Origin of the sequence: Micromonospora sp. KLBMP9576, from assembly GCF_050941805.1 — a bacterium.
GTDB lineage: Bacteria > Actinomycetota > Actinomycetes > Mycobacteriales > Micromonosporaceae > Micromonospora.
Genome location: NZ_CP194567.1, coordinates 4,139,310 through 4,165,144 on the forward strand (window position 1 = coordinate 4,139,310; position 25,835 = coordinate 4,165,144).

The 25,835-nt window shown below is 70.5% G+C and carries 19 protein-coding genes; 4 read left to right on the plus strand and 15 right to left on the minus strand.

Annotated features, from left to right (window positions below; translation table 11 throughout):
* Positions 1–24: 24 nt before the first annotated feature.
* The 3 genes from ACQ452_RS18095 to ACQ452_RS18105 all read left to right on the plus strand — a co-directional run bounded on the left by ACQ452_RS18095 (position 25) and on the right by ACQ452_RS18105 (position 3,282).
* Positions 25–360: an ArsR/SmtB family transcription factor gene (locus ACQ452_RS18095; protein WP_433386147.1), complete on the plus strand. Its 336-nt coding sequence runs from the start codon at positions 25–27 to the stop codon at positions 358–360.
* A gap of 236 nt (positions 361–596) precedes the next feature.
* Positions 597–1,943, plus strand: coding sequence for an NAD(P)/FAD-dependent oxidoreductase (locus ACQ452_RS18100; RefSeq protein WP_433386149.1), 1,347 nt, complete (start codon positions 597–599; stop codon positions 1,941–1,943).
* Between the two features lie 112 nt (positions 1,944–2,055).
* On the plus strand, positions 2,056–3,282 hold the full coding sequence (locus tag ACQ452_RS18105) for an acyltransferase family protein (RefSeq protein WP_433386151.1): 1,227 nt from the start codon (positions 2,056–2,058) through the stop codon (positions 3,280–3,282).
* A 170-nt stretch (positions 3,283–3,452) separates the two neighbouring features.
* On the opposite strand, the gene ACQ452_RS18110 is transcribed toward ACQ452_RS18105, so the two are convergent.
* From ACQ452_RS18110 to ACQ452_RS18155, 10 genes are all read right to left on the minus strand, one after another.
* The gene (locus tag ACQ452_RS18110; RefSeq protein ID WP_433386153.1) at positions 3,453–4,517 is read right to left on the minus strand and encodes a glucose-1-phosphate thymidylyltransferase; all 1,065 of its coding nucleotides are present in this window, start codon (positions 4,515–4,517) and stop codon (positions 3,453–3,455) included.
* Positions 4,518–4,616: 99 nt separating this feature from the next.
* Entirely contained in the window at positions 4,617–5,615 is a 999-nt protein-coding gene (locus ACQ452_RS18115) for a quinone oxidoreductase family protein (RefSeq protein WP_433386155.1), read from the minus strand.
* Positions 5,615–5,881 carry a MoaD/ThiS family protein gene (locus ACQ452_RS18120; protein WP_433386157.1) on the minus strand — a complete coding sequence of 89 codons (267 nt, stop codon included), beginning with the start codon at positions 5,879–5,881 and terminating at the stop codon, positions 5,615–5,617. The genes ACQ452_RS18115 and ACQ452_RS18120 overlap by 1 nt, the downstream gene beginning before the upstream one ends.
* Before the next feature lie 12 nt (positions 5,882–5,893).
* A complete protein-coding gene (locus ACQ452_RS18125) occupies positions 5,894–6,760 on the minus strand; it encodes a formylglycine-generating enzyme family protein (RefSeq protein ID WP_433386159.1) in 867 nt (288 codons plus the stop codon).
* A 77-nt stretch (positions 6,761–6,837) separates the two neighbouring features.
* Entirely contained in the window at positions 6,838–8,151 is a 1,314-nt protein-coding gene (locus ACQ452_RS18130) for an aminotransferase class V-fold PLP-dependent enzyme (protein WP_433386160.1), read from the minus strand.
* A 418-nt stretch (positions 8,152–8,569) separates the two neighbouring features.
* Positions 8,570–8,992 (minus strand): SgcJ/EcaC family oxidoreductase, encoded by a 423-nt coding sequence (locus ACQ452_RS18135; RefSeq protein WP_433386162.1) that lies wholly within the window; start codon positions 8,990–8,992, stop codon positions 8,570–8,572.
* Between the two features lie 31 nt (positions 8,993–9,023).
* A complete protein-coding gene (locus ACQ452_RS18140) occupies positions 9,024–10,202 on the minus strand; it encodes an acyl-CoA dehydrogenase family protein (RefSeq protein ID WP_433386164.1) in 1,179 nt (392 codons plus the stop codon).
* A 180-nt stretch (positions 10,203–10,382) separates the two neighbouring features.
* The gene (locus tag ACQ452_RS18145) at positions 10,383–11,177 is read right to left on the minus strand and encodes an AraC family transcriptional regulator (RefSeq protein WP_433386166.1); all 795 of its coding nucleotides are present in this window, start codon (positions 11,175–11,177) and stop codon (positions 10,383–10,385) included.
* Between the two features lie 891 nt (positions 11,178–12,068).
* Positions 12,069–12,935, minus strand: coding sequence for an enediyne biosynthesis protein (locus ACQ452_RS18150; RefSeq protein ID WP_433394202.1), 867 nt, complete (start codon positions 12,933–12,935; stop codon positions 12,069–12,071).
* Between the two features lie 122 nt (positions 12,936–13,057).
* Complete coding sequence (locus ACQ452_RS18155) at positions 13,058–14,968, minus strand: CRTAC1 family protein (protein ID WP_433394204.1); 1,911 nt, start codon at positions 14,966–14,968, stop codon at positions 13,058–13,060.
* An 835-nt stretch (positions 14,969–15,803) separates the two neighbouring features.
* On the opposite strand from ACQ452_RS18155, the gene ACQ452_RS18160 reads away from it, so the two are divergent.
* Positions 15,804–16,622 carry a helix-turn-helix domain-containing protein gene (locus ACQ452_RS18160; RefSeq protein ID WP_433386168.1) on the plus strand — a complete coding sequence of 273 codons (819 nt, stop codon included), beginning with the start codon at positions 15,804–15,806 and terminating at the stop codon, positions 16,620–16,622.
* On the opposite strand, the gene ACQ452_RS18165 is transcribed toward ACQ452_RS18160, so the two are convergent.
* From ACQ452_RS18165 to ACQ452_RS18185, 5 genes are read right to left on the minus strand one after another with little or no spacing between them, the layout of a single operon-like run.
* Positions 16,535–17,911, minus strand: a complete 1,377-nt coding sequence (locus ACQ452_RS18165; protein ID WP_433386170.1) for a cytochrome P450 — start codon at positions 17,909–17,911, stop codon at positions 16,535–16,537. The genes ACQ452_RS18160 and ACQ452_RS18165 overlap by 88 nt on opposite strands.
* A complete protein-coding gene (locus ACQ452_RS18170; RefSeq protein WP_433394206.1) occupies positions 17,908–18,426 on the minus strand; it encodes a flavin reductase family protein in 519 nt (172 codons plus the stop codon). The genes ACQ452_RS18165 and ACQ452_RS18170 overlap by 4 nt, the downstream gene beginning before the upstream one ends.
* 32 nt (positions 18,427–18,458) lie before the next feature.
* The gene (locus ACQ452_RS18175; RefSeq protein ID WP_433386172.1) at positions 18,459–18,899 is read right to left on the minus strand and encodes an acyl-CoA thioesterase; all 441 of its coding nucleotides are present in this window, start codon (positions 18,897–18,899) and stop codon (positions 18,459–18,461) included.
* A gap of 1 nt (position 18,900) precedes the next feature.
* Positions 18,901–24,714 carry a type I polyketide synthase gene (locus ACQ452_RS18180; RefSeq protein WP_433386174.1) on the minus strand — a complete coding sequence of 1,938 codons (5,814 nt, stop codon included), beginning with the start codon at positions 24,712–24,714 and terminating at the stop codon, positions 18,901–18,903.
* A gap of 42 nt (positions 24,715–24,756) precedes the next feature.
* Positions 24,757–25,743: a DUF1702 family protein gene (locus tag ACQ452_RS18185; protein ID WP_433386176.1), complete on the minus strand. Its 987-nt coding sequence runs from the start codon at positions 25,741–25,743 to the stop codon at positions 24,757–24,759.
* Between the last annotated feature and the right edge of the window lie 92 nt (positions 25,744–25,835).

Sequence of the window (25,835 nt, forward strand, 5' to 3'; positions counted from 1 at the left end):
GCTCCGAACAGGAGGCCATCAGCTGTGGCAACCGACGATCTCAGCCGAATCCTCGCCGCGCTGGCGGATCCGACCCGGCGGGCCATTCTCGCCCGGCTCGTCTCCGGTGAGGCGAGCGTGACCGAGCTGGCCGCCCCGTTCGCGATGAGCATGCCGGCGGTCAGTCGTCACCTGCGGGTGTTGGAACGGGCCGGCCTGGTGCGGCGTCGGCGGGACGCGCAGCGCCGCCCGTGCCGCCTGGACACCGGACCGTTACACAAGCCCACCGCGTGGCTGCATGACCTGCTGGCCGAGGCGGGGGCCGCGCCCCTGCGTACACCACCGGAGCCCGCCGGGCCGCTGCCGGACGTCGACGAATAGCATGCCGCGGCCACCGCCTTGCGAGGCGGGCGCCCGGGTGCGCGCGCCGCATCGTGCCGACGCGAACCGCAGGTCACACGGTCGCCATGGGCAGCCAGGAAGATGCCGTGCGGCTGTCCCAACTGAAACGATCCCACACAGGGCCGGCCCGGACGTCGAATCGACGCCGCACGTCCGCCGAAACGGTTTTTCATCCCCGTCGAATTCGTTTATCCATACAAGGGAGACGATCTTTCATGAGCACATTCGTCGGAGAACGAGCGGTGGTGCTCGGTGGCAGCATCACCGCGCTCTTCGCCGTCAGCGCCTTGTCCGAGAGCTACCGCGAGGTCGTCGTGGTGGACCGGGACGAGCTGCTGGGCGTACGCGAGGCGCGGCGCGGGGCGCCCCAGGCGCGGCACATCAACGGGCTGCTGGCTCGCGGCGCCCGCGCCATGGAAGAGCTGTTCCCCGAGATCACCGCGCAGATGATCAGCGCCGGTTGCCCGCAGACCGACCTGTCCGGCACCGTGCGCTGGTACTTCAACGGCAAGCCGCTCAAGCAGGTCCGCGCCGGCCTGACGAATGTGGGAGCCCGCCGGCCCGTCATGGAGGCGCACGTCCGCGAGCGCGTCCAGGCGCTCGGCAATGTCACCTTCATGGAGCGGTACGACATCACCGGGCTGGCGACCAGCCCGGACCGCTCCCGGGTGACCGGCGCGCGGGTACAGCGGCGCGACGGCGGCACGGAGGAGACGGTGGAGGCCGACCTGGTCGTCGACGCCACCGGCCGCGGCTCACGGACCCCCCTGTGGCTCGAGTCCCTGGGTTACCCCCGCGTCGAGGAGGAGGGCACGAAGATCGGGTTGGGGTACGTGACGCGGCACTACCGGCTGCGCACCGACCCCTTCGGCACCGACCACTCGATCATCGCGGTCGCGAACCCGACCCTGCCGCGCGGCGCCATCTTCACCAAGACCGACAGCGGCCTGGTCGAGCTGACCGCGTACGGGCTGCTCGGTGACCACCCGCCCACCGACCCCGACGGCTTCAACGCGTTCGTCTCGACGCTGGCGGCCAAGGAGATCCACGAGGCGATCATCGAGGCCGAGCCGCTCGACGACCCGGTGCTGTTCCGGTTCCCGACGACGTTGCGGCGGCGCTACGACAAGATGACGCGCTTCCCGGAGCGGCTGATCGTGCTCGGTGATGCGGTCTGCACGCCGAACCCGGTGTTCGCCCAGGCACAGAGCCTCGCCGCCCTGCAGGCCCTGGCGTTGCGCGACCAGCTCCGCCGGGGCACCGCCCCGGACTCACTGCGGCTCATGCGGGAGGTCGGGCGGATCATCGATCCGGCCTGGGACATGACCGAGGGCGTCAACCTGAGCTTTCCCGGTGTCGAGGGGAACCGCACCCCGATGCTCAAGCTGATGCAGGCGTACATGTACCGGGTGCAGGTCGCCGCCACCCGGGACGCTGCGGTGACCGAGCAGTTCATGCGCTCGGCCGGCCTGGTCGACCCGCTCGAGGCGCTGATGCGTCCCGGCATGCTCCTTCGCGTCCTGCGCAATTCCCGGCCGGCTCCGCAGGGCGCCCCCGTCTGATGACCGCCCGCTGGTGGGCACCGACCGTCCGGGGCGGTGCCCACCGCGGTCTGAGCCCCGACCCGTCACCTGTCGGCGACGCCGACGGACAACCGCACCCGGAGGTGCCGCAATGACGATCACACGACCCGGAGCGCAACCGGACAGTCGCCCGGGAGCGCAGGACCGCTCCCGCCTACCGTCGCTTACCGGTCTGCGCGCCGTCGCGGGCCTGTCGGTGTTCATCACGCACGGGCTCGCCCTGGGCCTGTTCATCGATCCCGCGGTTCTCATGCAGTACGTACGCTACGGCGCCAACGCCGGCATGTTCGGGCTGAGCTTCTTTTTCGTCCTCACCGGTTTCGTGGTGACCTGGACCGCGTCGTCGCAGGATCGCGCGTGGCTGTTCTGGCGACGCCGCTTCTTCAAGCTCTTCCCCAACCACGTGGTCGTGTACCTCATCATCCTGGCGTTGTGGATTCCCACCGGCGTACCGATCAAGGCGCTGGAGGCACTGGCCGGGCTCCTGCTGATCAGCGCGTGGTTCCCGTCGGAGCCGTTCCTGTTCGGCAACCTCAACGGTCCGATGTGGTCGGCCAACATCGACGTGTTGGCGTACGCCGCGTTCCCCCTGCTGTACGTCCTGGTCAAGAAGATTCGACCGAACCGGCTGTGGGCCTGGGCCATCGGCGTGACGGCGCTGTCGGCGCTGGTCCCGTTCGTCGCCAACGCCTTCCTGCCGGACCAGCCGCCGTCGCTCGTCGCACCTGAGGTGTCCTGGCCCCAGCACTGGTTCGGCTTCTACTTCCCCCTGACCCGGGCGCTGGAGTTCGTGGTCGGGATCATCATGGCGCGGATCGTCCTGACCGGGCGGTGGATCGGCCTGGGCGCACTACCCGCCACCCTGTTGACCGCGGGGTACTACCTGGCGACCCTCGACGTGCCGGTCTTCTACGGGTACACCTTCGTGCCGCTCATCCCGATGGCGCTGCTCATCCCCGCCTTCGCGATGGCGGACGTGCGTGGTCGGCGGACGCTGGCCAGCAGCCGGCTGATGGTCTGGCTCGGCGAACGGATGTACGCCTTCTTCGTCATCCACGTCACGGTGATGTTCATGGTCCACGCGTCATTCAGCGGGGAGAACGGTGTGGTGGGCATGTACACCCGCACGACCTTCGGCCTCGGCACCGGCATTCTCGTCCTGATCGCCACGTACCTGCTCTGCCTGGTGCTCGCGGCGATCCTGTACGCGCTGGTCGAGCAGCCGGTCATGCGGCGCTGGTCCCGCCCCCGGCAGCGCGATGATCGCCGGAACCCGGCGGGCCCGCTGCCCGACGTCGCCAGCGGTCGGGCATCCTGACCGCTGTCACCGGCCGCGAAACACGACGGGGGCCGCCCGATGGCCGGGCGGCCCCCGCTCGTACGGCCCTCAGGACCAGGCGGCGGTCACCAACGCGAGGAAGGCTGTCCCGTCCGCTGCGCCGGCCGGCCACGGCGCCACGGACCGGCCGTTCACCACGACGCGACGGCTCACCACGGCACCTCGATCCGGCAGTGGTCGCCGGCGACGATCCGATGGCCCACCCGCCGGTCACCCCGACCGATCTCGGTCCCGCGGCCAACTATCGAATCCGCCAACCGGGTGACCTTCGAGATCACCGCGCCGTCCATGACTACCGATCCGGTCAGTTCACTACCGCGCACCACGCAGTCACGCCCCACCGAGGTGTACGGGCCGACCCGACTGTCCTCGATGACCGAGCCGGCGCCCACGACCACCGGTCCCTCGAGGTGGCTACGGATGATCCGGGCACCCGGACCGATCGCGACCCGGGAACCGACAGCACTGAACCGGTCGACCTCCCCGCCGCAGTGCGCCTCGACGGCCTCGAGCAGCCGGCGGTTCGCCGCCAGGACGTCCTCGCTGTCGGCCAGGTCCTTCCAGTAGCCGACGTACTCGCTCGCGCGCACCATCACGCCATGCTCGACGAGCCACTGCACCGCGTCGGTCAGTTCCAGTTCCCCTCGGCGACCGGGCCGGATGGCGTCGACGGCGCGATGGATGGCCGGGGTCAGGAAGCACGCGCCGATCATCGCCAGGTCGCTCCGCGGACGCTGCGGCTTCTCCGTGACGCGCCGCACCCGTCCGTCGTCGTCGAGCTCGACCACGCCGAACGGCCGCGGGTCCGGGACCTTCTGCACGAGCAGATGCGCCGCCGCTCCGCCACGGCGGAACTCGACCGCGCCGTCGCCCAGGCCGTCCGGCAGCAGGTTGTCGCCGAGGTGGAGCAGGAAGTCGTCGTCCCTCAGGTAGTCGCGGGCGACCTGTACGGCGTGGGCGAGGCCCTTCGGTGAGTCCTGGGTCAGATAGGTGATGGCGACGCCGTGGTCGGCGCCGTCACCTATCGCCTTCCGGATCTGGGCGCCCTGGTCGCCGACCACAACGCCCACATCGGTGATGCCGAGATCGCGGATGCCCCGCAGCACGTGCGCGAGCAGTGGCTGGTTCGCCAGCGGTAGGAGCTGTTTCGGCAGTGAGTAGCTGATCGGCCGCAGTCGGGTACCTGAGCCGCCGGACAACACCAGGGCTTTCACGAATTTCTCCCATCGGTTTGCAGGGGCCGGCCGGCGGCCGGTTCCCGCACACCGAGATGTTCCGGCGCGGCGGCCAGGGGCCGGCGGTGACCAGCCGGATCAGGGCAGGAGCAGAATCTTGCCGCGGGTGCGGCGTGCTGCCATCTCGTGGTGCGCGGCTGCCGCGTCCGCCAGCGGATAGGTGGCGTGCACCCGCACCCGCACCCGTCCGGCGACGACGTCCTCGAACACTGTCGCGGCGCGGCGGCGCACCAGCTCGGGCGAATGGTCGTAGTGGCTGAGCGACGGCTTGGTGAGGAAGAGCGACCCGGACGAATTGAGCAGCTGTGGGTCGATCGGGTCGGCCGCCCCGCTGGTCTGCCCGTAGAGCACGCAGGTGCCGCCCGGTCGGAGGCAGGTCAGGCCGTCGAGGAAGGTGTCCCGCCCGACGGCGTCGTACACGACGTCCACGCCCCGCCCCCCGGTGAGTTCACGGACCCGGCGGGGAAACGAGGAGCGTTCGTAGTTGACCACGTGATGCGCACCGGCCGCCCTGGCCGCGGCCGCCTTGTCGTCGCGGGACACCGTGCCGATCACGGTGGCGCCGCGCCGCCTCGCGTACTGGGAGAGCATGCCGCCGACACCGCCCGCCGCCGAGTGCACCAGGCACACCGTGCCCTCGGTGGGCGCGTACACGTCGGTGGTCAGCAGGTGCGCGGTCATACCGTGGATGAGCGCTGCCGCCGCGTCGGTGAGGCTCAGCCCGTCCGGTACGGGGACCAGGCGGAACGCCGGCAGGAGAACGTGGGTCGCGTACGCGCCTGGCTGCCCCAGCCACGCGACCCGGTCCCCGACGGCGATCCCGGCGACACCGGTGCCCGTCTGGAGCACCGTCCCGCTGCCCTCGATACCCGGGGTGAAGGGCAGGTCGACCCGGTAGACGCCGCTGCGCTGGTACAGGTCGACGACGTTCACGCCGGCGGCGGCCACCCGGACGAGGACCAGCTCCGCGGACACCTGTGGCAGGTCGGCCTCCCGCACCGCAAGGACGTCCGGATCGCCGTACGACTCCATCACCACCCGCCGCAGCGCCGGGCCGGAGCGCTCCGCCGACGTCATCAGCCGCCCGCCATCGGGGCGATGATGGTCACGACGGCACCGGGCGGCACCGTGGTGGCGGCGCGCTGGTTGCGCGGGATCATGTCGTCGTCGACGCAGAGGGTGAGGTATCCCAACGGCACCCCGTCGGCGTCGAGCAGCCGCTGCGCGAGCTCGGGATGGCGTGCGGCGAAGTCGCGGATGAGGGCGTCCAGCGGGCCGGCCGTCCCCTCGAATCTGGTGCGGCCCCGGGAGGTCCAGACGGCGGGTACCACGATTGTGACCATGTCTTCTCGCTCCTAGACGTCGGCGGCGCAGCGAAATCCGTGCGCGAAGCTGGACCACCCGGTCGGGTCGCCGTGCATCCGCTCGCTGCACCGGACCTGGTATCGGAAGTTCATCCACGAGCCACCGCGGATGACGCGGTACCGTCCCATCGCCATCCGCACCGTCGGGTCGCACCCGCTGTTGCCGGCGTAGAGCCGGGACAGGGTCGCGGTCCACTCGTAGACGTTGCCGGCCATGTCGGCGCAGCCGAAGGGGCTCTCCCCCCGGGCGCCGAAGGATCCGACCGCGGTCGTGCGGGGCACGGGGCCGTTGCGTGCGCACTCCGCCCGCCACCAGCTCTGCCACGCCGACAACGAGCTCAGTGGCCCGGCGCGCAGCTCGGCGGTGTTGGCGGCGTCCGCGTCCCATGCGTCGCCCCAGGGCCAGATCCGGAAGTCCGGCCCGCGAGCGGCGAACTCCCACTCGGCCTCGGTGGGCAGTCGCCGTCCGGACCATGTCGCGAACGCGGTGGCGTCGGCCCAGGCGACGTGTACGACCGGGTGCTCGTTCAGGTCCTGGCCACCGGTGCCCGGCCCGCCTGGCGTACGCCAGGTAACTCCGGCGCGCTCGACCCAGCCGCGCTCGGTGTAGATCAGCCCGAAGCCTCGCCGCTCCGCCTCGGTCCGATAGTCGGTGTCCTGGACGAACCGCGCGTACTCGCCGACGGTGACCGGGAAGCGGTCGATCAGGTACGGCCGGACCACGGTGGTCACCTGCGGTGTCTCGTCGGCGAACCACTGCCGGGGCAGGGGCTGGTCGGCGGCCTCGAGCCAGTCGAGCACCCAGTCCGGGCTGCCCTGTCGGAACTGCCCGCCGGGTATCCGGCACATCTCCCTCACCGCGTCTGACCTCCCGCCTCCGGAGCGTGCACCGCGTCCGGACCTGCCTTCGCATCAATCATCGGGAGGCAGTACGGCTACGGGCACCTCTCGCCGTGCGGCACGCCCGGGGGCGGGAGCGGGCGGTGGCGAGCCGTCGTCACGTCCGGCAGGGCGGCCACCAACCGATCGATGTCGGCGCGGGTGTTGTAGAGATGCAACGATGCGCGGACGGTGCCGGGCACCCCGTACCGGCGGCAGACCGGGGCGGCGCAGTGGCGGCCGGCTCGCACCTGCACACCGTGCCGGTCGAGGTGCCGCGCCACCGCGGCGGGTTCCCAACCATCGACGACGAAGGAGACGACCCCGCCCCGTTCGGCAGTGGCCGGGGGCCCCAGGATCCGCAGACCCGCCATGGTTCCGAGAGCGTCGAGGGTGTACCGGGTCAGCTGCCGCTCGTGGTCGCGTACGGCGGTCATGCCGAGGGCGTTGAGGTAGTCGACGGCCGCGGCGAGCCCCACCGCCTGGGTGATGGCGGGCGTACCGGCCTCGAATCGCGCCGGCGCCGGCAGGAAGGTCGCCTCGGTCAGGTCGACGGTGGCGACCATGCCGCCCCCGGTCAGCAACGGTGGCATCGCGTCGAGCAGGTCCACACGCCCGCACAGGACCCCGATCCCCGTCGGGCCGCACATCTTGTGCCCCGTGAAGACCAGAAAGTCCACGTCGAGCGCCCGGACGTCGACCGGTCGGTGCGGCACCGACTGGGACCCGTCCAGCAGTGTCAGGGCTCCGACCGCTCGGGCCCGGTCAACGATCTCGCGCGTCGGGTTGACGGTGCCGAGGAGGTTCGACACGTGTACCCAGGACACCAGGCGGGTCCGTCGATTGATCACCCGGTCGAGTCGGGACAGGTCCAGGTGACCGTCGTCGGTCAGGGAAATCCAGCGCAGGGTGGCGCCGGTGCGCTGGCACAGCAGCTGCCACGGTACGAGGTTCGAGTGGTGCTCCATCTCGGTGACCACCACCTCGTCGCCTGGTCCGAGGCGGAATCTGGGATCCGCGGGCTGGCGGGACTCGCGGGCGACGAAGGCGTGCGCGACGAGGTTGATCGCCTCCGTCGCGTTCCCGGTGAAGACGACCTGCCCGGGGCGGGCGCCGACGAATGCGGCGACCCTCGACCGGGCGTTTTCGTAGGCGGCGCCGGCCTCCGCCGCCAGGGCGTGCGCGGCCCGGCCGATGTTGGCGTGGTGGCCACGGTGATGCTGGTACATCGCATCGAGCACCTGGCGTGGCGCCTGGGAACTGCTGGCCGAATCGAGGTAGACGAGGCCGCGCCCGTGGACGTTGCGGCGCAGGATCGGAAAGTCCGACCGCATTCGCTCGACGTCGTACGCCGGGCTGGTGACGTCCATTCGCGTCCTCCAGGGATCGTGGTGGGTGGCCGGTGCGGTCCCGTCCACGCCCGCTCCGTGTGCCCTGTCGCCACGCTCCCACCGCGCCCTGGTGACGGCACCTCTCCTCGTGCCGCAACGGCAGAGCTCGGCTGGCCTGGGACGCGCACCTCCTCGCACGACGGAAGGTGAACCAATGGAATAGATGACCTGCAATGGCTTCAGGCCCTGACGGCAGTAGATGACTGGTGCCGGCAGGTGCATGAGGGGGTGGGCAGCCACCCCCTCACCGCTCTGCCGGTGACGTGGCCGGCGCGGCACGGCGGCGTTCCCGGGTGCTTCCGTCGACGGGTCGGGTCCGGAGGACGACGAACGGCCACCGCACGAGCCGCTCGGGAGGAGCGGAACCCGTGCGGTGGCCGGCCCGGGAAGAACGCCGTCAGGCGGAGAGGCTGGGGCTGTTCTGGTAGGCGGCGAGCGACCAGCCGCCGTCACGCTTGACCATGAGCCAGCTGGCACGGACGGCTCGCTCATCGGCCACGGTCGTCTCGCCCGGCGCCAGTACGCCGCCGTCGGTGAGCACGACGGCGACCTCGCTGTTGAGGATGCGAACGTCGATCGGCTGGCCGGTTACCCGGGTTCCTCGGTAAGGACCCGCGAAGGCCTCCCGCATGAAGCCGACGATGTTGTCGCGGCCCTTGAGGAACAGGCCCGGCAGGATCATGGTGCCGTCTTCGACGAAGACCGCCCCGAAGGCATCGGCATCCTGCTCCGCCCAGGCCGCCACGATCCGGTTGGGCAGGGCGGCGACGCCGGCGTGATCTGCCGGGCTGGCACGGAAGGTCTGATGGGTTGCGGACACGTGGGACTCCTCCTGGTTGACGGGACAGGGTTCAGACGTAGAGCGTGTTCGGCCCGAGCCCGCTGAGCAGGCGGCCGTGGAGCTCCCGGTTGGTGTCCGGGTGCATGAGCGCGTGCAGGCTCAGCGCCTGGATGTCGCGCTGGATGCGCTGGACGGGGCGGTCGAGGTAGATGGAGGATCCGCCGCTGGCGTTGGCCAGGATGTCGACTGCCTCCTTGGCGCGCTCGACCGCGGCGCCCATGTCGGCCCGGGCCAGCACCCGCTCGCGCATCGTCCACTGCTCCTGGCGGGACGCCTTGCGGTCGACGGTGTCCGCGAGCCGGTGGGCGTGGAACTCCGCCTCGTCGATCCGGGTCGCCGCGTCGGCGAGTTGGAGGTGGGTGATCGGCGCCTCGCGCTGACTCGCGTAGTCGGTGTAGGTGATCTTGCGATCAGCGAGTTGGGCGGTGAAGGCGTCGAGGGCCGCGCGCGCCAGCCCGAGCGCGACGCCTATCGACGACGCGGCGGCCACCGGAAGCAACGGCGCGCCGTAGATCCCGCTGGCGGCGTTCGCGTGCGATGCGCCCTGCCCTTGCAGAACCGCGCCCAGCGGCAGGACATGATCCTGCGGCACGAAGAGGTCCTGGGCGAGCGTACTGACGCTGCCGCTGCCCTTCAGGCCGGCGGTGTGCCAGTCGTCGACGATGTGCAGCTCCGCGGTGGGCACCACCGCGATGATCGGCATCGGCTCGGCGTCGGGCGCGACCAGGACGGCGATGATGACCTGCCAACGGCTGTGCAGGGCGCCGGTGATGAAGCCCCACTTGCCGTTGACGACGACCCCGCCGTCGGCGGGAGCGGCCATCGCGCTGGGGCTCAGCGTCCCGCAGATCAGACTGTCGGGGCTGGTGAAGACCTCGTCCTGGACGTGGTCCGGGAAGTGGGAGGCCATCCACGTTGGAATCCAGTAGACCGACGCCGCCCAGGCCGTGGAGCCGTCGCCGCGGGCGAGCGTGGCGGCGACGTCGACCAGGGTGCGGGTGCCAGCTTCATAGCCTCCATACCGCAAGGGGGTACGCAGGCGGAAGATGCCCGCCGCCGCGATGGCGGCGATCACCTCGTCGTGGATCCGCCGGTTTTCCTCGTTCCAGGTGGAGAACTTCTGCAGTGTCGGGACGAGCTCGGATGCTCGGCGGAGCAGCTCCGCGTGCTCGGGTCGGTCGGTGGTCAAATCGCGCCTCCTCATCGATGTCCGCTCCGTGCGGCCGGACCTGGCGCCTACCGGCGCGCGGGCATCCGCCGGCCGGAGACGGTCGTTCATCCGATGGACGTCACTGTCGACGCCCGCATCGGCTGGTCGAAACCCCCTGAGTGCGGCCGGCGGCCGGTGCAGAACCGGGCCGCACACCCCTCAAGCCGCTCGGCCGAAAGCGACGTCGTTCCAGGTGAGGCGGCGGGTTGGTGCGGCGGTGCGGACGTCGGGCAGCGCCAGCAGCATCGGTGGGTCGCAGAGGCGGGCAGGTCCGAGTCGCACCATGACGTCCACGGTCTGTTCGGCATTGATCCGGAAAGGACCGTGACTGCCGAATTGGGACACCGTCTCCCCCTCGGGGACGTCGTCAGCGGCCCGGCTCGTCCCCACGCCACGACAGAGCAGGTACCACGTGCCCTCCGGGACCTTGTCGAGCAGGAACCGGCCAGGGCCCGACAGGGTGGTAAGGCTCGCCGGACGTCCCTCAGGTATTCGGCTCTTGAAGAGCCCCAGGAAGATTGTGTCCGGCGGCACCGGAGACACCGCTGACACGATCCCGGACACGACGCCGCCGGCGCGCATCGGCGTCCGGTCGGATCCGGCGACGGCGATACAGGGCGCGACGCCGCCGCAGCGCCGATACTCGGTGGGCGACAGGCCGACGCTGCGGGTGAAGCGAGAGCTGAAGGTGCCCACGCTGTTGTATCCGACGTGCACGCTGACGTCCGCGACGTTCAGGGACGTCGACAGCAGCAGCGTCTTCGCACGCTCCAGTCGCAGCGCCGACAGGAACCGGCCCGGCGAGACACCCGTTATCCGCTGGAACACCCGCGTGTAATGGAATTTGCTGAACATGGCGGCACGGGCCATGTCGTCGACCGTCAACTGTTCTCCGAGATTCTCCCGCATCAGATTGATTGATCGCTCGACAGCATCAACGAAATGGCTGCTCACCACGCCCCCCAAGACCGACGCATTCTCGACCCTCCATCAGGACCGCGGAGCATTCGGGCGCATCCCGCCGATTCGACTCGATGCCCTGGCGGGATTCGGAATGACTCGCGCGGACTACACCTGCGCGGGGGCGCCGAGCGAGAACGGCATACCGTTCCGCCCGCCCCTCCGCAACCGCGGCGATCGCCGCGGGGGATGCCTCACCCGCCGGCTCCGTACTGCCTTTTCCACGGCGGCACGCTTTGTCGCCTCACACCGGATGTCGAACATATGTACCGCCAGCTGCCACGCTCCACTCCCCTTTGACTCGGCAGGGCTCGCATCTGCGATTGCGGTAATCCTCGCGGGACAGGTAACACGACAGCATCTCGAAAAGTGCGGTCAATTCCGCACGGCCGAAGAAGGGTGAAGCGTCACGCATCACGCGCGCCGCGCGCCCGCAAAGAAATGTGCGCACCGCCGTTGGTCACGGTGCGTCACAAAGGAGAGGAGAATCTGTCGGGCACCCTCACCGACAGTCGCCGCCCACCCTCCACGCTCCGTCAACCTAAACTGACACCACGCGCGTAGAGGGCCCGTTAATCGTTACCCACGGTATTAACGACTGATGTACAGGTAGACATTCCTACACTGAGGGCTACCTGACGTTCGGTCACACGAGCATGATTTCCCGTGATTGACGACCAACGCCTCATTAGACATCACGAGAACGCCGAAGGCCACCGCCGTTCATCTCTCGGCGATGTTACCGATGCGTTGGCCCACCCGATTCCGGCCGCCGGCCGGGCCCGCACCGGCTGCGGCTCGCGCGTCGTCGAGCCCGCCAGGGGCTGACACTCGGCCACGACGCCGCGCGGTGCGCCGGCCGGCGGTGCGCCGGCCGGCGCACCGTCATCCCCGTGCGGTCACGAGCGCCGGGACCACGACGGGACCCTCCGGACCGTCACCGCGACGGCGCAGCCAGATGACCCACCACATCACTCCGCGGAAGAGACACACGATGGTGACCGCGAAGAAGAGCGTGTAGACGACGTTGAGGGCAATGAGGATCCCGTAGACCGCGGCGACAGCGGAGCCGAAGGCGAACTGGTGCCAACCCTTCGACGGCGTGGTTCCCGGGTCCGTGATCATGTAGTTGGTGAACAGGACGAAGGCCACGCCGGTCATCGGCACCAGGGCGGCCCACAACGCCACGTCGAGAGTCCAGTGCCGGATCAGTGCCTGGATCACGAAACCACCGACCCATCCCAGGATGAGCGGCACCTTCTTGGTCAGCAGAGCGTTCAGGACCGTGCCGGAGGTGATGATCACGAGCGGAATCACGATGCTGATGGCGTCGGGCACGTTCTCGGTGAAGTGGTACGGCGGTGCCACGTTCACCCACGGGAACACCAGGAGCGCCGCGGAGATACCGAGGTTGGACGGGTTCATGAAGTGCCGCATCCGTCCGTTGATCGGGGCCCGGAGCAGCGCCTTCTGGGCGATCGCCACGAGCACCGCGAAGGCGATGGGCCAGAAGCGGTCGTTGGCGTAGAGCAGCATGTTGGCCGCGAGGGCTGTGATGTGCGTCGGCAACAGGAAGACGTAGATGCCCCGCAGTCCCTTGCCGGCGAATTCCGGCGGGCGACGGTGGGCCGCGGCCGCCACCAACTCGATCAGGATCTCCGCCGCGTAGCCGACCAGGAGCGCGAAGATCGGCCAGGTCCACGGCTGTTCGAAGCCCAGCACCGTGTAACCGAGGATGTTGAAGACCGTCATCGAGAGCGCGAAGTTGCGCAACGCGATGTAGCGCGGGTCCTTGGGTGCCGCCACCGTGGGCGGCACGTCCCCCACGCGTTCCGGTCGCGCCGCAGCGGCGTGTTCGTCGACGGATCGGGCGCTCACCGCCGCACCTCCTGCACCTGGTCGGTGAGCATCAAGTTGTGCCACCCCCGGGTCATTTCCTGCGTCCGGGTGTGGACGACCCCCTTCAGATCGCGCCACGTCACCTCGACCGAGACGGGCTGGCTGCCGATCTCGCCGAGGCCGACCACGATGTCGAAGCTGCGCTTGCCGGAGTGGCCGCCACCGCCGTCGACCTGGGCCAGCCGGACCCGGCCGTCCGGAGTCCGTACCCGCACCTGGGCGCCGTAGGCCGGCGTGCCGATGGCCTCCGCGGATGCCGGCGGCCGGTACAGGCGCAACCCCAGGAAGTCTCCGGGATCGGATGTCGTGTTGCGGTAGAAGCTCGGAGGCCCCCACTGGCGCGCGACCGCGAAGTCCTGCTTGCCGTTGCCGTCCACGTCCGCGACCGCGACACCGCGACTCGGGGTGTCGTCGCCCATGCCCAGCTCAGCACCGACGTTGGCGTACCGGCCGTTGCCCTCGGCGACCCAGAAGGCGATCGGCTGGGATCCGGCGATGTCGTCCCCGGGACCCGCCTTCGGCCACATCGCCGGGTTGCGCAGCATGAGGTCGTTGGCCATCGCCAGCTCCTGCAGCCAGGCCCAGCGGTTCAGGCTGCCCTTGATGAAACCGTTGGTCTGCACGACCTCGACGGAGCCGTCATTGTCGAAGTCCGCCATTTTCGCGTCCCAGCCCCAGCCGGACCACGCGAGGTTGCGTTCGGCGGCCACGTTCTCGTAGGGCGCCCGGCCCTTGCGCAGCATCGCCTTGGCCTCGCGGTGACCGGTGGCCGTGTTGCGCCAGACGAAGGTGCTCTCCTCGAGCCCCCACGAGGTCGTGATGTTGCTGACGAAGGCATCGAACCGGCCGGTGCCGTCGAGGTCGCCGAACTCGATCGCCATGCCCTTGAAGGAGTCGTGGCCGACAACGAGCGACTTCGGCGTGAAGGGGCCACGTTCGCCCTCAACCAGTCCGAACCGGATCCGGCCGGGAACCGACCTGTTGTGCAAGAGACGGTCATTGCCGAAGTCGTTGGCCAGGTATAGCTCTGGCAGGAGGTCGCCGTCGAGATCCGCCGAGGCCGCCCCGAGCGTCCAGCCGGTCGCGAACGCCGGGTCGATGGCCTTCTGATCCTCGTAGGTGACGGAGGGAGCGTCGCCCGCCTGAGCGGAAACCCACCGCAGGATGTGGGCGCCCCCGCTGTTGCGGGCGTGGGACATCGAATGGTTCATCTGCACGCCCGACAGCCCGTCCGGATCGAGCACCTGCGAGTCGGGGAAGTAGTTGAAGATGCCCAGGTCGACATGGCCGTCGCCGTCGAAGTCGGCCACCGAGACGGCATTGGTGTTCCACAGCGGGCCGTCGTAGCCGTCACCCGCACCGGTCCGTCCGACGAGTTCCGTCGGCAGGAAGCTGCCCGGGCCCAGGACCGTCGCGGGCTCGCCTCGGTGCATGAACAGGACGGGCGTGCGACCCCAGTAGTAGACGAGAAGGTCCGTCCAGCCGTCCTCGTTGAAGTCGCCGGGGACACATCCCATGGGCGCCATGGCGCGGTGGACCGGCAATGGTGCCGGGCCGAGGACAAACGGCTGGTAGACGTTCCCGCTGCCGGGTGCCGGTGTGACGATGACGCTGTCACTGCGGGTGTCGACCAGGCACATGTCGTTGGCCACGCCTCCGCCGTCGAGGTCGTTGACGGCGACGGCGGCGCCGACGGACGACACCCAGGAACGGATGTGCTCGTACTCCGGGTTGACGGTGCGGACGGTACGCTCGGGCAGTCCGGCCGGAAGGACGATGGGCAGTTCGGTGAACTCGAACTGCGCCGCCAGCCTGGTACGTTCCGACGCCGACGCCACCGGCAGCCGGGCGACGGCATACGTGCCGCCCATCAGCACGAGCGCCATGATCGCAGGTGTTAGTCGGCGTAGGATGCCGACCGGTTGAGGTGCCAACAACTCCCCCTCGGAACAGGCGGCGCCAGCCGGGACGACACCCGCACGCCGCTTCGAATTCAAGGTTCGGGACCACCGCCACTGTCGCGAGATCTGAACATCCGCCAGGCGCCGCACCAGGAAGACGGCCGCCACAACCACGCGCGGTGGCCGTACCCGGCCAGTTCAACCAGCGCGCCGCAGTGGAACCTTTTCGGGGACGATCGGCCGCATTACGCGCGTGGTCCCGAACAAACAACAGCATGACCCAGAAAGGAACGTCGGTCTTCTCGCACCTTGCCATTAGCGCCGGTTAATTGACGCGCCCGTCCACCACGCTCTGCGGCCCGGAGCAGACGGCCGGCCCATCGTCCCGCGCGGCGGCTCCGAGTCCCTGGTTGCCGGCCGGCTCGACCAGACCGGCCCGGTGGTCTCCTGCCGACCAACGCGGGCGCCCTCGCGATCTGCGAGGACGACGACGCCCTGGGCGCCGAGTTCGTCGAGGCGTGGGACCGTGCGGACCCGCTCGACCGGCCCAGTGGCCGGTGAATGAGCAAGTTCGGTCACATCTGGTGACCCCACCTCCACGCTCGGAGAGAATTTCCGGACAGGGAGTTGCCGCGTCGATTTGCGGGCGCTAGCATCTAGCCACTGCAAGATCTAGATCGATAAGGGTTGCCATCAATCAATATTGAGCACATAACACCGTCGGGCGGCGTTGTCGGCGCAGTCGGACAACGCCGCGTCCGACGACGGAGAGGGCGCAATGTTAATAGGCGAAGTTGCCGTCAGGCGTGCTCTCTGGACGATGCGGGAGAGGCTTAGCGAGCCACTGACGATTGACGATCTGGCCAGTGCGGCGATGTTCAGTAGATATCACTTCTCCCGACTTTTCCGCAAAGTGACCGGAATTTCACCCGGGCGGTTCCTGGCGGCCCTGCGCATTCAGGAGGCCAAACGCCTGCTCGTCACCACGTCACTGACCGTCGCCGTCATCAGCACGTCCGTGGGATACACCAGTCTCGGCACCTTCAGCTCCCGATTCCACCGCAGTGTCGGAGTATCCCCCGCCGCGTATCGGCGGCACTACCCGGAATCGCTGCCGAGTGACCGCATCCCCAGAACCGGTGCTGGTGCCGTCATCACCGGCGAGGTCGGCGCCTTCTGTCCGCACTTTGCCGCACCCATCTTTATCGGGCTGTTTCCCGACGCCATCGCCGAGGGGCCGCCGGCGAGTTGGGCGGTCGTGGACCGACCCGGCCCCTACCGGCTCTCCGGCGTCCACTCCGGCACCTGGCACGTCATCGCGCACTCGCTACGGGTTGGCGGGACACGACCGCGCAACGTGGACCAGGCCGACGACATCATCGCGGTGGCTCGGTACGGGCCGGTCCGGGTCGGCGAAAGCACCAGCCTGGGCGCGGTGAACATCATGATCCGTCCACCGCGTGACGTCGATCCGCCCGCACTACACTCCCTCATAGACCTCCCGCCCCAGGCGGTGCTACGGATCCAGGGCATGTCCTCGCACGAGCGTCGTCACGACCCTCCGTCCGAGCCACTGATCAGCATCGGTAGCCCGCCACGGATCCTCAGCGAGAGCATCGGCTCGGGGACGATCTGGTGACCCGGCAGCGTTGACAACCGCAGCTCCCGGGCGATCATCGCGAGGACGAACACCGCCTCCATCAGACCGAGGCTGCTGCCGACGCAGACCCGTGGGCCGGCCCCGAAAGGTATGTAGGCGTACCGGGGACGCTCCCGCGCCCGGACGGGATCGAAGCGCTCGGGGTCGAACCGTCCCGGCGCCGCCCAGAACTCGGGGTGCCGGTGCAGGGTGTACGGCAGGATCACCACGTCCGACCCGGCGGGCACCCCGTAGCTGCCCACCACGTCGGCGTCCACCGCCAGCCGTGGCAGCAGCCACACGGGCGGGTACAGGCGCATCGCCTCCTCAACCACCATCGTGGTGTACCGGAGGTGGGGGAGGTCCGCGTAGGTCGGCCGGCGGCCGCCGAGGACACGATCCGCCTCCTCCCGCAGCCGCCGGCGGACCTCCGGCTCGTTGTCGATGAGATACAGGGTCCAACCGAGCGTGCTGGCGGTGGTCTCGTGTCCGGCAAGTAGCAGTGTCACCAGCTCGTCGCGGAGCCGGCGGCGTGCCACCCGAGGATCCGGTTCCGCGCGGGTCGACAGGATGAGCCGGGACAGCACGTCCTCGTGGTCACCGATCGGCCGGCTCTCCCGCTGCGCGACCAGTTCGTCGACCACCACCTGCAGCTGACGCCGGGCCCGACGGAACCGCAGCTGGCGGCTCAGGGGCAGCCAGGTCGGCACCGCGTTGAGGGTGGCGAGCTCGAACATGGCCTGGTCCTGCACCGCGGCGAACGCCTCCCCGATCGAGCCGAAAGCGGTCAGATCGGCGTCGAGCAGGGTCCGGCCGAGAATGCCCAGGGTCAGCCCGGTGAACTCGGTGACGATGTCGACGGGACCCTCACTGCGCCGCCGCTGGAGCCGGTGAATCAGCGACTCGGCCTCCAAGGCGACGACATCGGCGTGCTGCGCCACCCGCCGCGGATGGAAGGCCGGTTGGATCACGCGACGCTGCGTACGCCACAACTCGCCGTCGCTGGTGAGCAGCCCATCGCCAAGTGCACGCCGCGCGTGGACCAGGCCGATCCCCTTTCGGTAGTTGCCGCTGTTGTCGGCCAGGACGTGCTTCGCGTACTCGGGGCGGTTGAAGACGTGCAGGCTCTTGTGGCCGACGGGTAGTCGCACCGCGTCGCCGTACCGGTCGACGGCGTCGCCGATCATGCCGAGCCGATCCCGCGCCATCACGGCCAGCATGCGCAGAGCCGCCCGACGCGGAGGACCGGGCGGAGGCGGAGCCAGAGGTCGGTCACTCCGGACGTTCATGATGTCGCCTTCCGGTCGGAGCTGGTCGTGCGGAGCTGCCCCTCGTGGAACAAGAGGGCTTCGGCGTCCCTCGGCTGCTCGGCGGCGAGCAGCCGACCCACCACTATCGTGTGGTCGCCCCCGTCGTAGCGGCGCCACAGCTCACACTCGAACCACGCCAGGGCATCCGCGATCAGTGGCACGCCGGTCCGCTCCCCGGCCACCATTGCCACCTGCGCGAACTCGTCCGCTCCGACCGGCCGGTGCGGATCGGCGAAATAGCGCGCCAGCCGCGCCTGACCGGCTGTCAGCACCGAGATCCCGAAGGCCGTCGCCGTGTCCAGACAACTGTGCATGACCGCGCCGCGATCGACGCAGACCAGTACCAGTGGCGGATCCAGGGAGACCGAGGCGAAGGAGTTGGCCGTCATGCCGTGCGGTCGGGTGCCGCCGACGGTCACCACCGTCACACCGGTGGCGAAAATTCCGAAGAGACGCCGGAGTGCGCGGCGGGCCTCCGCATCGGCTCGTGGCAGCGGGTCCGGCCACCCACCGCTCGGCGGCGTCGTCACGACGCCGCCCGCGCCGAGTACGGCAGCAGCGCCCGCAGGAGAGGATCCGGTACCCGCGCCGGCACCGTCCTGGTGTTCGGGCCCCGCATGCACGCGACCCGCTGCATGCCCCGGGCCACCAGTGCCTCGGCGTCTGGGCCGTCCAGCCGCACGTAGTCGAACCCGAACTCCACCTGGGTCTGTGCGAGGTCGACCAGACGCATCCTGATCGCCAGCTCGTCGAAGAGCGACAGCTCGGCAAAGAACTCGCAGTCGACACGCAGGGTGAACAACTTCAGGTCGGCCCGCAGATCGGCCAGCACGTCCGGCGCGCGCTCCTTGAGGAACAACTCCCGGCATCGCCCCTGCCAGCGCAGGTAGTTGACGTAGTAGACGTTGCCGACGAGGTTTGTCTCCTCGAACCCGACGACATGCCGGTACTCGAAGTAGCGGGACATGCTACCGGTCCTCCTTGGTCAACACGGCGAACACCACCGGTTCCGACCGGCCGCGCAGGCTCGTCGCGACGGTCGCCACGGAGATCGGTCCGGCGGTGAACACCACCCAGCCGGCCTGCTGCTCAGGCAGGACGGTAAGGGTGCCGCCCGGCGGCTCGCCCGCCTTCTGCAGGCACTCCATCGCCGTCCAGACGCGCGTCGCCGCGACGTCGCCGTTCTCGTCCGCGTCCCCGGCCTGCAGCAGCGGAAGCAACTCGGCGTGCGCGCCGAGCAGGCCGCGCCACTCGACCGGGGTCCGGGCGACCACCGGCTCCACATCGCAGGCGGTGACCGTGGGCGCCGTCGCGCAGACGGTCACCCCGGCGCCATGTGCGAAGGAGACCTGCCCGGCGTCGATCTCCGGCCGTCCGTCGCCCCGGTACCGAACCCGGGTCACCCGTCCGGTGGCCCCGGCCAGCGCCCGGGCCGAGCGGGCGCGACGGCGCGCCCGCAGGTCGTCAACGGATCCGCCCCCGTCTGCCTCGGTGGGCTCCACCGCGACCGACACCTCGACGCCGGTCAGGTCCCCGACGGCTCGTTGCAGGTACGGTCCCAGCAGCGCCGGCACCCAGGGGCCCCCGCCGTCGCGCTTGCGTACGGCCCGCAGACGCAGTCCCTCCCAGCGCTCGACCACCGTGCCGTCCGCAGCGCGCAGCGCCAGGTCGTAGACGTATGTGTCGCCGTCGCGTGAGCGTTCGGTGGCGCGGTAGCGGTACTCCCCCGGCCCGGCCACCGGCGTCGACAGGCTGATCCGGTCGACGCCGATCGGCAGCAGTGTGGCCTGCGGGACGCACACCTGGTTGCCGTGCATCAGGGCGTCCCGTAGGCCCGGGTCACCGAGCACGAGGATGTCCGGGTGGAAGGGCGCGAACCAGTCGACCGGTTCCGCCACCAGGTCCGCGTCCACCTCGCGGGCCGCCGCCCGGTGATAGCGCAGCACCCGATGAAATCGCTGGCCCTGAAAGAGCAGGTCACCGTAGAGGTCCTCGGCCGGCCGCAGGGCCACGGCCGGCAGGTCCCCCGCGTCGGGCTCGGGCGGGCCGGCGGCCGGCGGCCGGCCGTCGAATCGCAGCCGGGCCCGGAAGTGCTCGGCGGCGAACCGGGTCTCGCTGCTGCGGATCGCGACCTCCACCACCTCGGTGTCGGTGACCACCGCCGCGATCTGGATGCGGGTCGCCCCGGCGGGCGGCACGACGATCGGTCGGAGGAACGTGGCGTCCTCGATCGCCGACACCGTCCGGTGGCCGGTGAGGGCCGACGCGACCTGTGCCATCGCCTCCATGCCGAAGACTGCGGGAAACAGCAGGTTGCCGTCCAGGTGATGATCCGGCAGGTAGAGGTCGCCGCCCGCGGTCAACTCCACCTCGCAGACGAGTTCCACCCTCGGGTAGTGGACCAGGGGCCGCTCCAGGAACCGCAGCAGCGGCAGCTCGACAGGCTCGTACCGGACCGTGTCGATCCCGGAGGTGCGCCCGCTGATCACCACCGTCGACGGCGCCGCCGGATCGACGAGCAGCCGCCGCAGGAGCTCCACTCCCTGGGTAGGAGTGATCGGCGTGACCCCCTCACGGGCCAGGCTCTCCACCACTGACAGCCGCTCCCCCATCCCCACCCCGGACCAGACGGACCATTCGAGACAGAGACTGCGGCAGCCCGGGTTCTCCCGGCCGACCTCGCGGGTCAGGTCGGCCAACCATTCGTTGGCCGTGGCGTAGTGGGCCTCGCCCTGCAGCCCGGCGCGGCCGATGATACTGCCGAGGGTGACCAGCAGACGCAGGTTCCGCGGCCCGACGGCGGCCAGTACGGCCCGAAGGCCGCCCACCTTCGCGGCGAAGGCCCGCTGCACGGCGGTGACGTCGACGTTCGGCAGCGCCGCCGGTTCGTTGAGTCCGGCCCCGTGCAGGACGGCGGTGACCGGACCGAGCACCCGGCCGACTTCCTCGACGGCGGCGCGGACCTGCCCCGGGTCCGTGACGTCCGCCCGTACGTAGTGCGTCCGCACACCGTGGTGCGCCATCCGCTCCAGGTTGGCCGCCAACTCGGTGTCCCGCGCGGGGTCCGACCGGCCCAGCACCGCGACCCGCGCCCCGGTGTCGACGGCGACTGTCAACGCGCACTCGGCGGTGATCCCCTTGCCGCCCCCGGTGACCAGCAGCACGTCCGAGTCGTCGAGGGGCTGCCGACTCTGCTCCGGGTGCACCGGCATGGCGCGCAGCGTCGGCTGCCGGCGGACCCCGTCGTGGTCGTAGTGGACCTCCACTAACCCGTCCGTGCCGCGCACCTCGTCGAGCACGCGTCCGACCGCGTGTTCGTCGGCGGGCAGGTCGACGATCGTCACCCGCAGGTGGGGCGCCTCCAGCCGCAGGGTCTTGGCCATGCCCGCCGCGCCGCGGCCCCGCTGCACCAGGACGAATCGCTCGCCGCTCCGACCGGCGAGCGCCTCCTGGCAGCCCCGCAGCGCGAGTTCGAGGGCGGACTCCGGGCACTGTTCCGGCAGGCAGACGAGCACACCCGACCCGACTCCGCCGTTCTCCAGCCGTTCGGCGAGTGCCGCGGCGAACGGGTGCCGCGCCGGGGCGTACCACCGCCACGAACCGCAGCCGACAGGTTCCATCGGCTCCGGCGCTGGGGCCGGGTCCAGGTCGAGCCGCCAGGCCCGGGCCCAATTGCCCGCGCCGGCGACGGGCGACACCGCCTCCGGTGCGCCCTCTGCCGTACCGGACCGCAGCTCGTCGAGCATCTCGGCGAGCTCGCGCACCGAGGCGGTCGCCAGGTTCAACGGGGTACGCGCCGGCGGCATGCCCAGCCGTTCGGCCGCCTCGTTGACGACGTGCCCGACAGTGATCGAACTCAGATGCAGGTCGTCCAAGAGGCGGCTGTCCGGTCGTACCATCTCCACCGGGAGCTCGGCCCGGGCGGCGGCCGTGCGGCGTAGCAGGTCGAGAGTCGATTCCGGTGCAGTGACCGCCGGCGCGGGCTGCGCCGCCCGGACGGTGACGTCCGGACCATCGGCTTCCGGTCCGGCGATGGCAGCTCCCTGCCCACCGCCGAGGTCGGTGAGCGGGGCCGCCTCGCAGGGGCTGGCCAGCACCGCGGGTGACGCGAGGATGTCGACCGGTCGGGCCAGACGGTCCTCGAACAACCGCGCGGGAATTTCGGCCGCGCCGCAGACGTATGCGGCGGCGACCACCCGCAGCAGGCTGGTGAGCGATGCGTCGTCGGTGTGGAGCGAGACGGCCGGAACATCGGTGACATCGGCGGCGAGGCGGGAGAGCACCCGGCCCGGACCGACCTCCACGAAGAGGTCGACCTCCTCGGCTGCGGCGATGACGGCCTGGCTGTACCGCACCGGCTCGGTGATCTGCCGGTGCAGCAGCGACACCACGTCGGTGCTCGCGGGCAGCAGTTCACCGGTGACCGTCGAGACGACCCGCCGTTCGACGGTGCCCAGGTCGACCCCGACCAGTGTGGCGGCGAACGCGTCGGCAGCCGGCGCGACCAGTGGTGAGTGGAAGGCATGGGACACCGCCAGCGGCACGGTTGCGACGCCGTCGGCGGCGGCCCGGGCGCAGACCTCCCTGATCGCGTCGGCGGTGCCGGAGACGATCGTCTGGCCGGGGCCGTTGTACCCACTGACGACGGCCGGAGAGCCGGCCACCAGCCGGGCGACGATCTCCGGTGGAGCGGCGATCCCCGCCATCGTGCCCGCCGCGCTGTGCTCCGCCATGACCCGGCCCCGATCGGTGACCAGCCTCAGCAGCGTCGCCTCGTCCATGACGCCGGCCCAGTGCAGGGCGGTCAGCTCGCCGAGGCTGTGCCCGACCGCTACGGTGGCGTCGATGCCGAGCGTCGACAGCGCGGCGAGACCGGCCATCGAGCCGGTGACGATCCGGGGTTGGGCGACCTCGGTCGCCACCGTGCCCTCGCCGGCCGGCAGGCCCGCACGTCGGTAGACGTCGTCCACCGCGGGGAGGCGGCGGCGCAGCGCCGCACCGCTGACGCTCGTCGCTGACCCCTGGCCGGGAAAGAGGTAACCGATCCGGCCCCGGCCACCGACCCGGCCGAGGAAGGCCCGGGTCTGCCCGGACACCAGCGTCGCCTCCCCGGCGTCGATCGCGTCCAGCACCTGCCGGAGTTGGCGCTCCGCGTCCTGCGGCGTGTCGACGACGACAGCGGCCCGGAACGGCAGATCACGCAGGTCGTGGCGGAGCGCGACGGCCAGGTCGCTGAGCTGGGCGTAGGAGGCGGCCCCGGCGAAGGTGGCCAACTGCTCCACCCGGTCACGCAGCGCCTCCCGGGACATACCGTCCACGACCAGCAGCTCGACGTCCTGAGCGGCGGTGGTGAGGGCGGCGGTACGGGCGTCGAGGCCGCGGGAACGCCGGGACCGCGCGCCGGCCAGCACGACGTGGGTGTTGATGCCGCCGAAGCCCATCGCGCTGACGCCGGCGCGCAGCGCAGCGTGCTCCGGCCACGCCTCCGCCTCGGGGAGCGCCCGCAGGGCACGGTCGGGCGCGGTGAGCAGATGATGCGGCTGCGGACAGCCGATCGTCGGCGGCAGCACCTCGTGGTGGATGGCCAGCACGGCCTTGATCAGACCGGCGACGCCGGCCGCTGCCTTGGTGTGCCCGATCATCGCCTTGACCGACCCGATCGCCGCGGGCGCCGCCGCGGAGTCGGCCTCTCGACGCGCCTGGGAGAGGGCGGACAGTTCGGTCGCGTCGCCCACCATCGTCCCGGTGCCGTGACCCTCGAACAACGCCACGCTCGCCACCCCGAATCCGGCCCTGGCGTACGCCCGCTGCAACGCGAGCCGGTAGCCGCCGACCTCCGGTCGGGTGATGCCGCCCTTGCCGTCGGATGAGACACCCCAACCGGCGATGGTGGCGTACACCCGGTGCCCGGCCCGCCGCGCCTCGTCCTCCCGCATCAGCACGACCATGCCGCAGCCCTCACCGGGCCAGAACCCGTTCGAGTCACGGTCGTACACCCGCATCTCGCCGGTGGCGAGCGCGCCGGTCTTGGCGAAACCGATGATCTCGAACGGGTCGATCGAGAGGTCCACCCCGCCCGCGAGGGCCACGTCGACGTCGCTGTCGACCAGCGCGCGGCAGGCGGTGGTGATCGACAGCAGCGACGAGGAGCAGGCGCCGTCGACCGTCCAGCCGCCACCGCGCAGGTCGAAGTGGTTGCAGATCCGGCCGGCGATGGTGTTGGACAGCGCACCGGCGAGCGTGTCCTCGTCGATGGGTGGGAACGGTCGCTTGTAGTCGGCCTCGACGCGGTCGAGGAACGCCGCCAGCCGTCGCTCGTCCCAGTCGGTCTCGGTGAGTGCGGAGGCGAGGACCCGGCGCACGTACGGCCACCGCAGCCGCAGCTGGTTGGCGCGCGCGAACTCACCGGTGAGGCTGTTGCCGACGACCACACCGGTCCGTTCGGTCGGCAGCCCCGTCCCCATCGGGAAGCCCGCGTCGGCCAGCGCCGCGGCGGCGACGTCCAGGGCGAGCCAGTGCGTAAGGTCCGTGGACCGGAAGGTGCTACCGGCCACCTTGAAGGCGACCCGGTCGAACTCCCAGCCCTCCAGCACGGCGGCGGTGCGGGCGTAGAACCGGTCCGGCGCGGTGGGGTCCGCTGACCAGTAGTCGGCGAGCCGCATCCGGCTGTCGGGCAATCGGCGGAAGGCTCTCCGCCCGGCGATGGCGTTGTCCCACAGGTCCCTCGGCGATGCCGCGTCAGGGTATCTGCAGGCCATGCCGATGATGGCAATGCTCGTCATGGTGCGCACAACTCCTATCTGCTCGCGTTCGCGAGCACGGCCTCAGCGGCTTTCCGACGCCTGGTCGTACCGGCTGATCGCCAACGTCCTTCGGATCCGCTCCCGCCAGACCTCGTACGCCACCGGCTCACCGGGCAGCGACAGACCGGGCCGCACCCGTTCGGTGACCGCCGCCGCGTCCAGCGCCGACATCCCGCAGAACAGCCGGGCCGCCATCTCCACGTGCGGCACCACCAGTCCGGCGCGCACACGTGCCGTCGCGGCGAAGGCACTGCCCTGGATCAGGTGGGCGCGATGGCGACCGGCCCGCCGCCACAGCTCGCGCAGTTCCGCCTCGTCAGCACCGCCGGCGTAGGTGGCGGCGAGACCGATGCCGCTGTAGAGGTCGGCGTGGCGGATCTCGGCGAACCCCTCCACCAGCCGGGTCACCTGCAGCACGTCGGTCCCGCCGACGAACCACAGGGCCCGACCGATTCCCTGGTCGATGGCCCGGGTCGCGTACCCCTTGTCGTCGTCGGCGGGCCACGGGAACCGCTCCGCGCGAAATTGTTGGACTACGTACCTGTGGGTGCGGAAGTACGCCTGGTGGAAGCCGTACCCGTCGAGCACGAGCCAGCGCAGCAACGGGTCCGGGACGTGCAGCCGCGGCCAGCGGAACCGCGGCAGACGCGCCATCGCCCAGCCGATCCCGACGTAGGCCATGTAGACGTGTTCGGCGCCGGGGCCGGCGAGGAACTGCGCGAGCTTCCCGCCCCCGAACGGCAACGCGTCGCGGACGGCGAGTGCCATCGCCGCGCCCTCGTAACCGAAACCGCGAAACCGTGGTGGAATCCGGTTCAGAGCCGGTGCCACGTCGACGACCCGGGCGGCCTCGGCGGCCTCGCCGTAGCCCCTGAGGAAGGTCCGGCCGACGGTCTCGAGCAGGTCGCGTGCCTCGGGTGTCTTCGCGTGAAATCCCCTGACATCGAGGTCGGTGTTGTGCACGCCCGGCGTCAGGATGGCGCGACGCAGCGAACCGATGGAACCCACTGGTACCCCTTACATGCTCAGCGTCGAGCGGGCGATCCGCGGATGCTGCGCGCGGCTCGCCGGCGACGGTGGTCGGCGGCGGGGACGGCCCG

Excerpts from the sequence above, each read along its gene's own strand:
- ACQ452_RS18130 (WP_433386160.1), bottom strand. The coding sequence starts at position 8,151 with ATGGACGTCACCAGCCCGGCGTACGACGTCGAGCGAATGCGGTCGGAC.
- ACQ452_RS18115 (WP_433386155.1), bottom strand. The coding sequence starts at position 5,615 with ATGACGTCGGCGGAGCGCTCCGGCCCGGCGCTGCGGCGGGTGGTGATG.
- ACQ452_RS18150 (WP_433394202.1), bottom strand. The coding sequence starts at position 12,935 with ATGACGGTCTTCAACATCCTCGGTTACACGGTGCTGGGCTTCGAACAG.
- ACQ452_RS18155 (WP_433394204.1), bottom strand. The coding sequence starts at position 14,968 with ATGGCGCTCGTGCTGATGGGCGGCACGTATGCCGTCGCCCGGCTGCCG.
- ACQ452_RS18175 (WP_433386172.1), bottom strand. The coding sequence starts at position 18,899 with ATGTCCCGCTACTTCGAGTACCGGCATGTCGTCGGGTTCGAGGAGACA.
- ACQ452_RS18105 (WP_433386151.1), top strand. The coding sequence starts at position 2,056 with ATGACGATCACACGACCCGGAGCGCAACCGGACAGTCGCCCGGGAGCG.
- ACQ452_RS18100 (WP_433386149.1), top strand. The coding sequence starts at position 597 with ATGAGCACATTCGTCGGAGAACGAGCGGTGGTGCTCGGTGGCAGCATC.
- ACQ452_RS18160 (WP_433386168.1), top strand. The coding sequence starts at position 15,804 with ATGCGGGAGAGGCTTAGCGAGCCACTGACGATTGACGATCTGGCCAGT.
- ACQ452_RS18180 (WP_433386174.1), bottom strand. The coding sequence starts at position 24,714 with ATGACGAGCATTGCCATCATCGGCATGGCCTGCAGATACCCTGACGCG.
- ACQ452_RS18165 (WP_433386170.1), bottom strand. The coding sequence starts at position 17,911 with ATGAACGTCCGGAGTGACCGACCTCTGGCTCCGCCTCCGCCCGGTCCT.
- ACQ452_RS18120 (WP_433386157.1), bottom strand. The coding sequence starts at position 5,881 with ATGGTCACAATCGTGGTACCCGCCGTCTGGACCTCCCGGGGCCGCACC.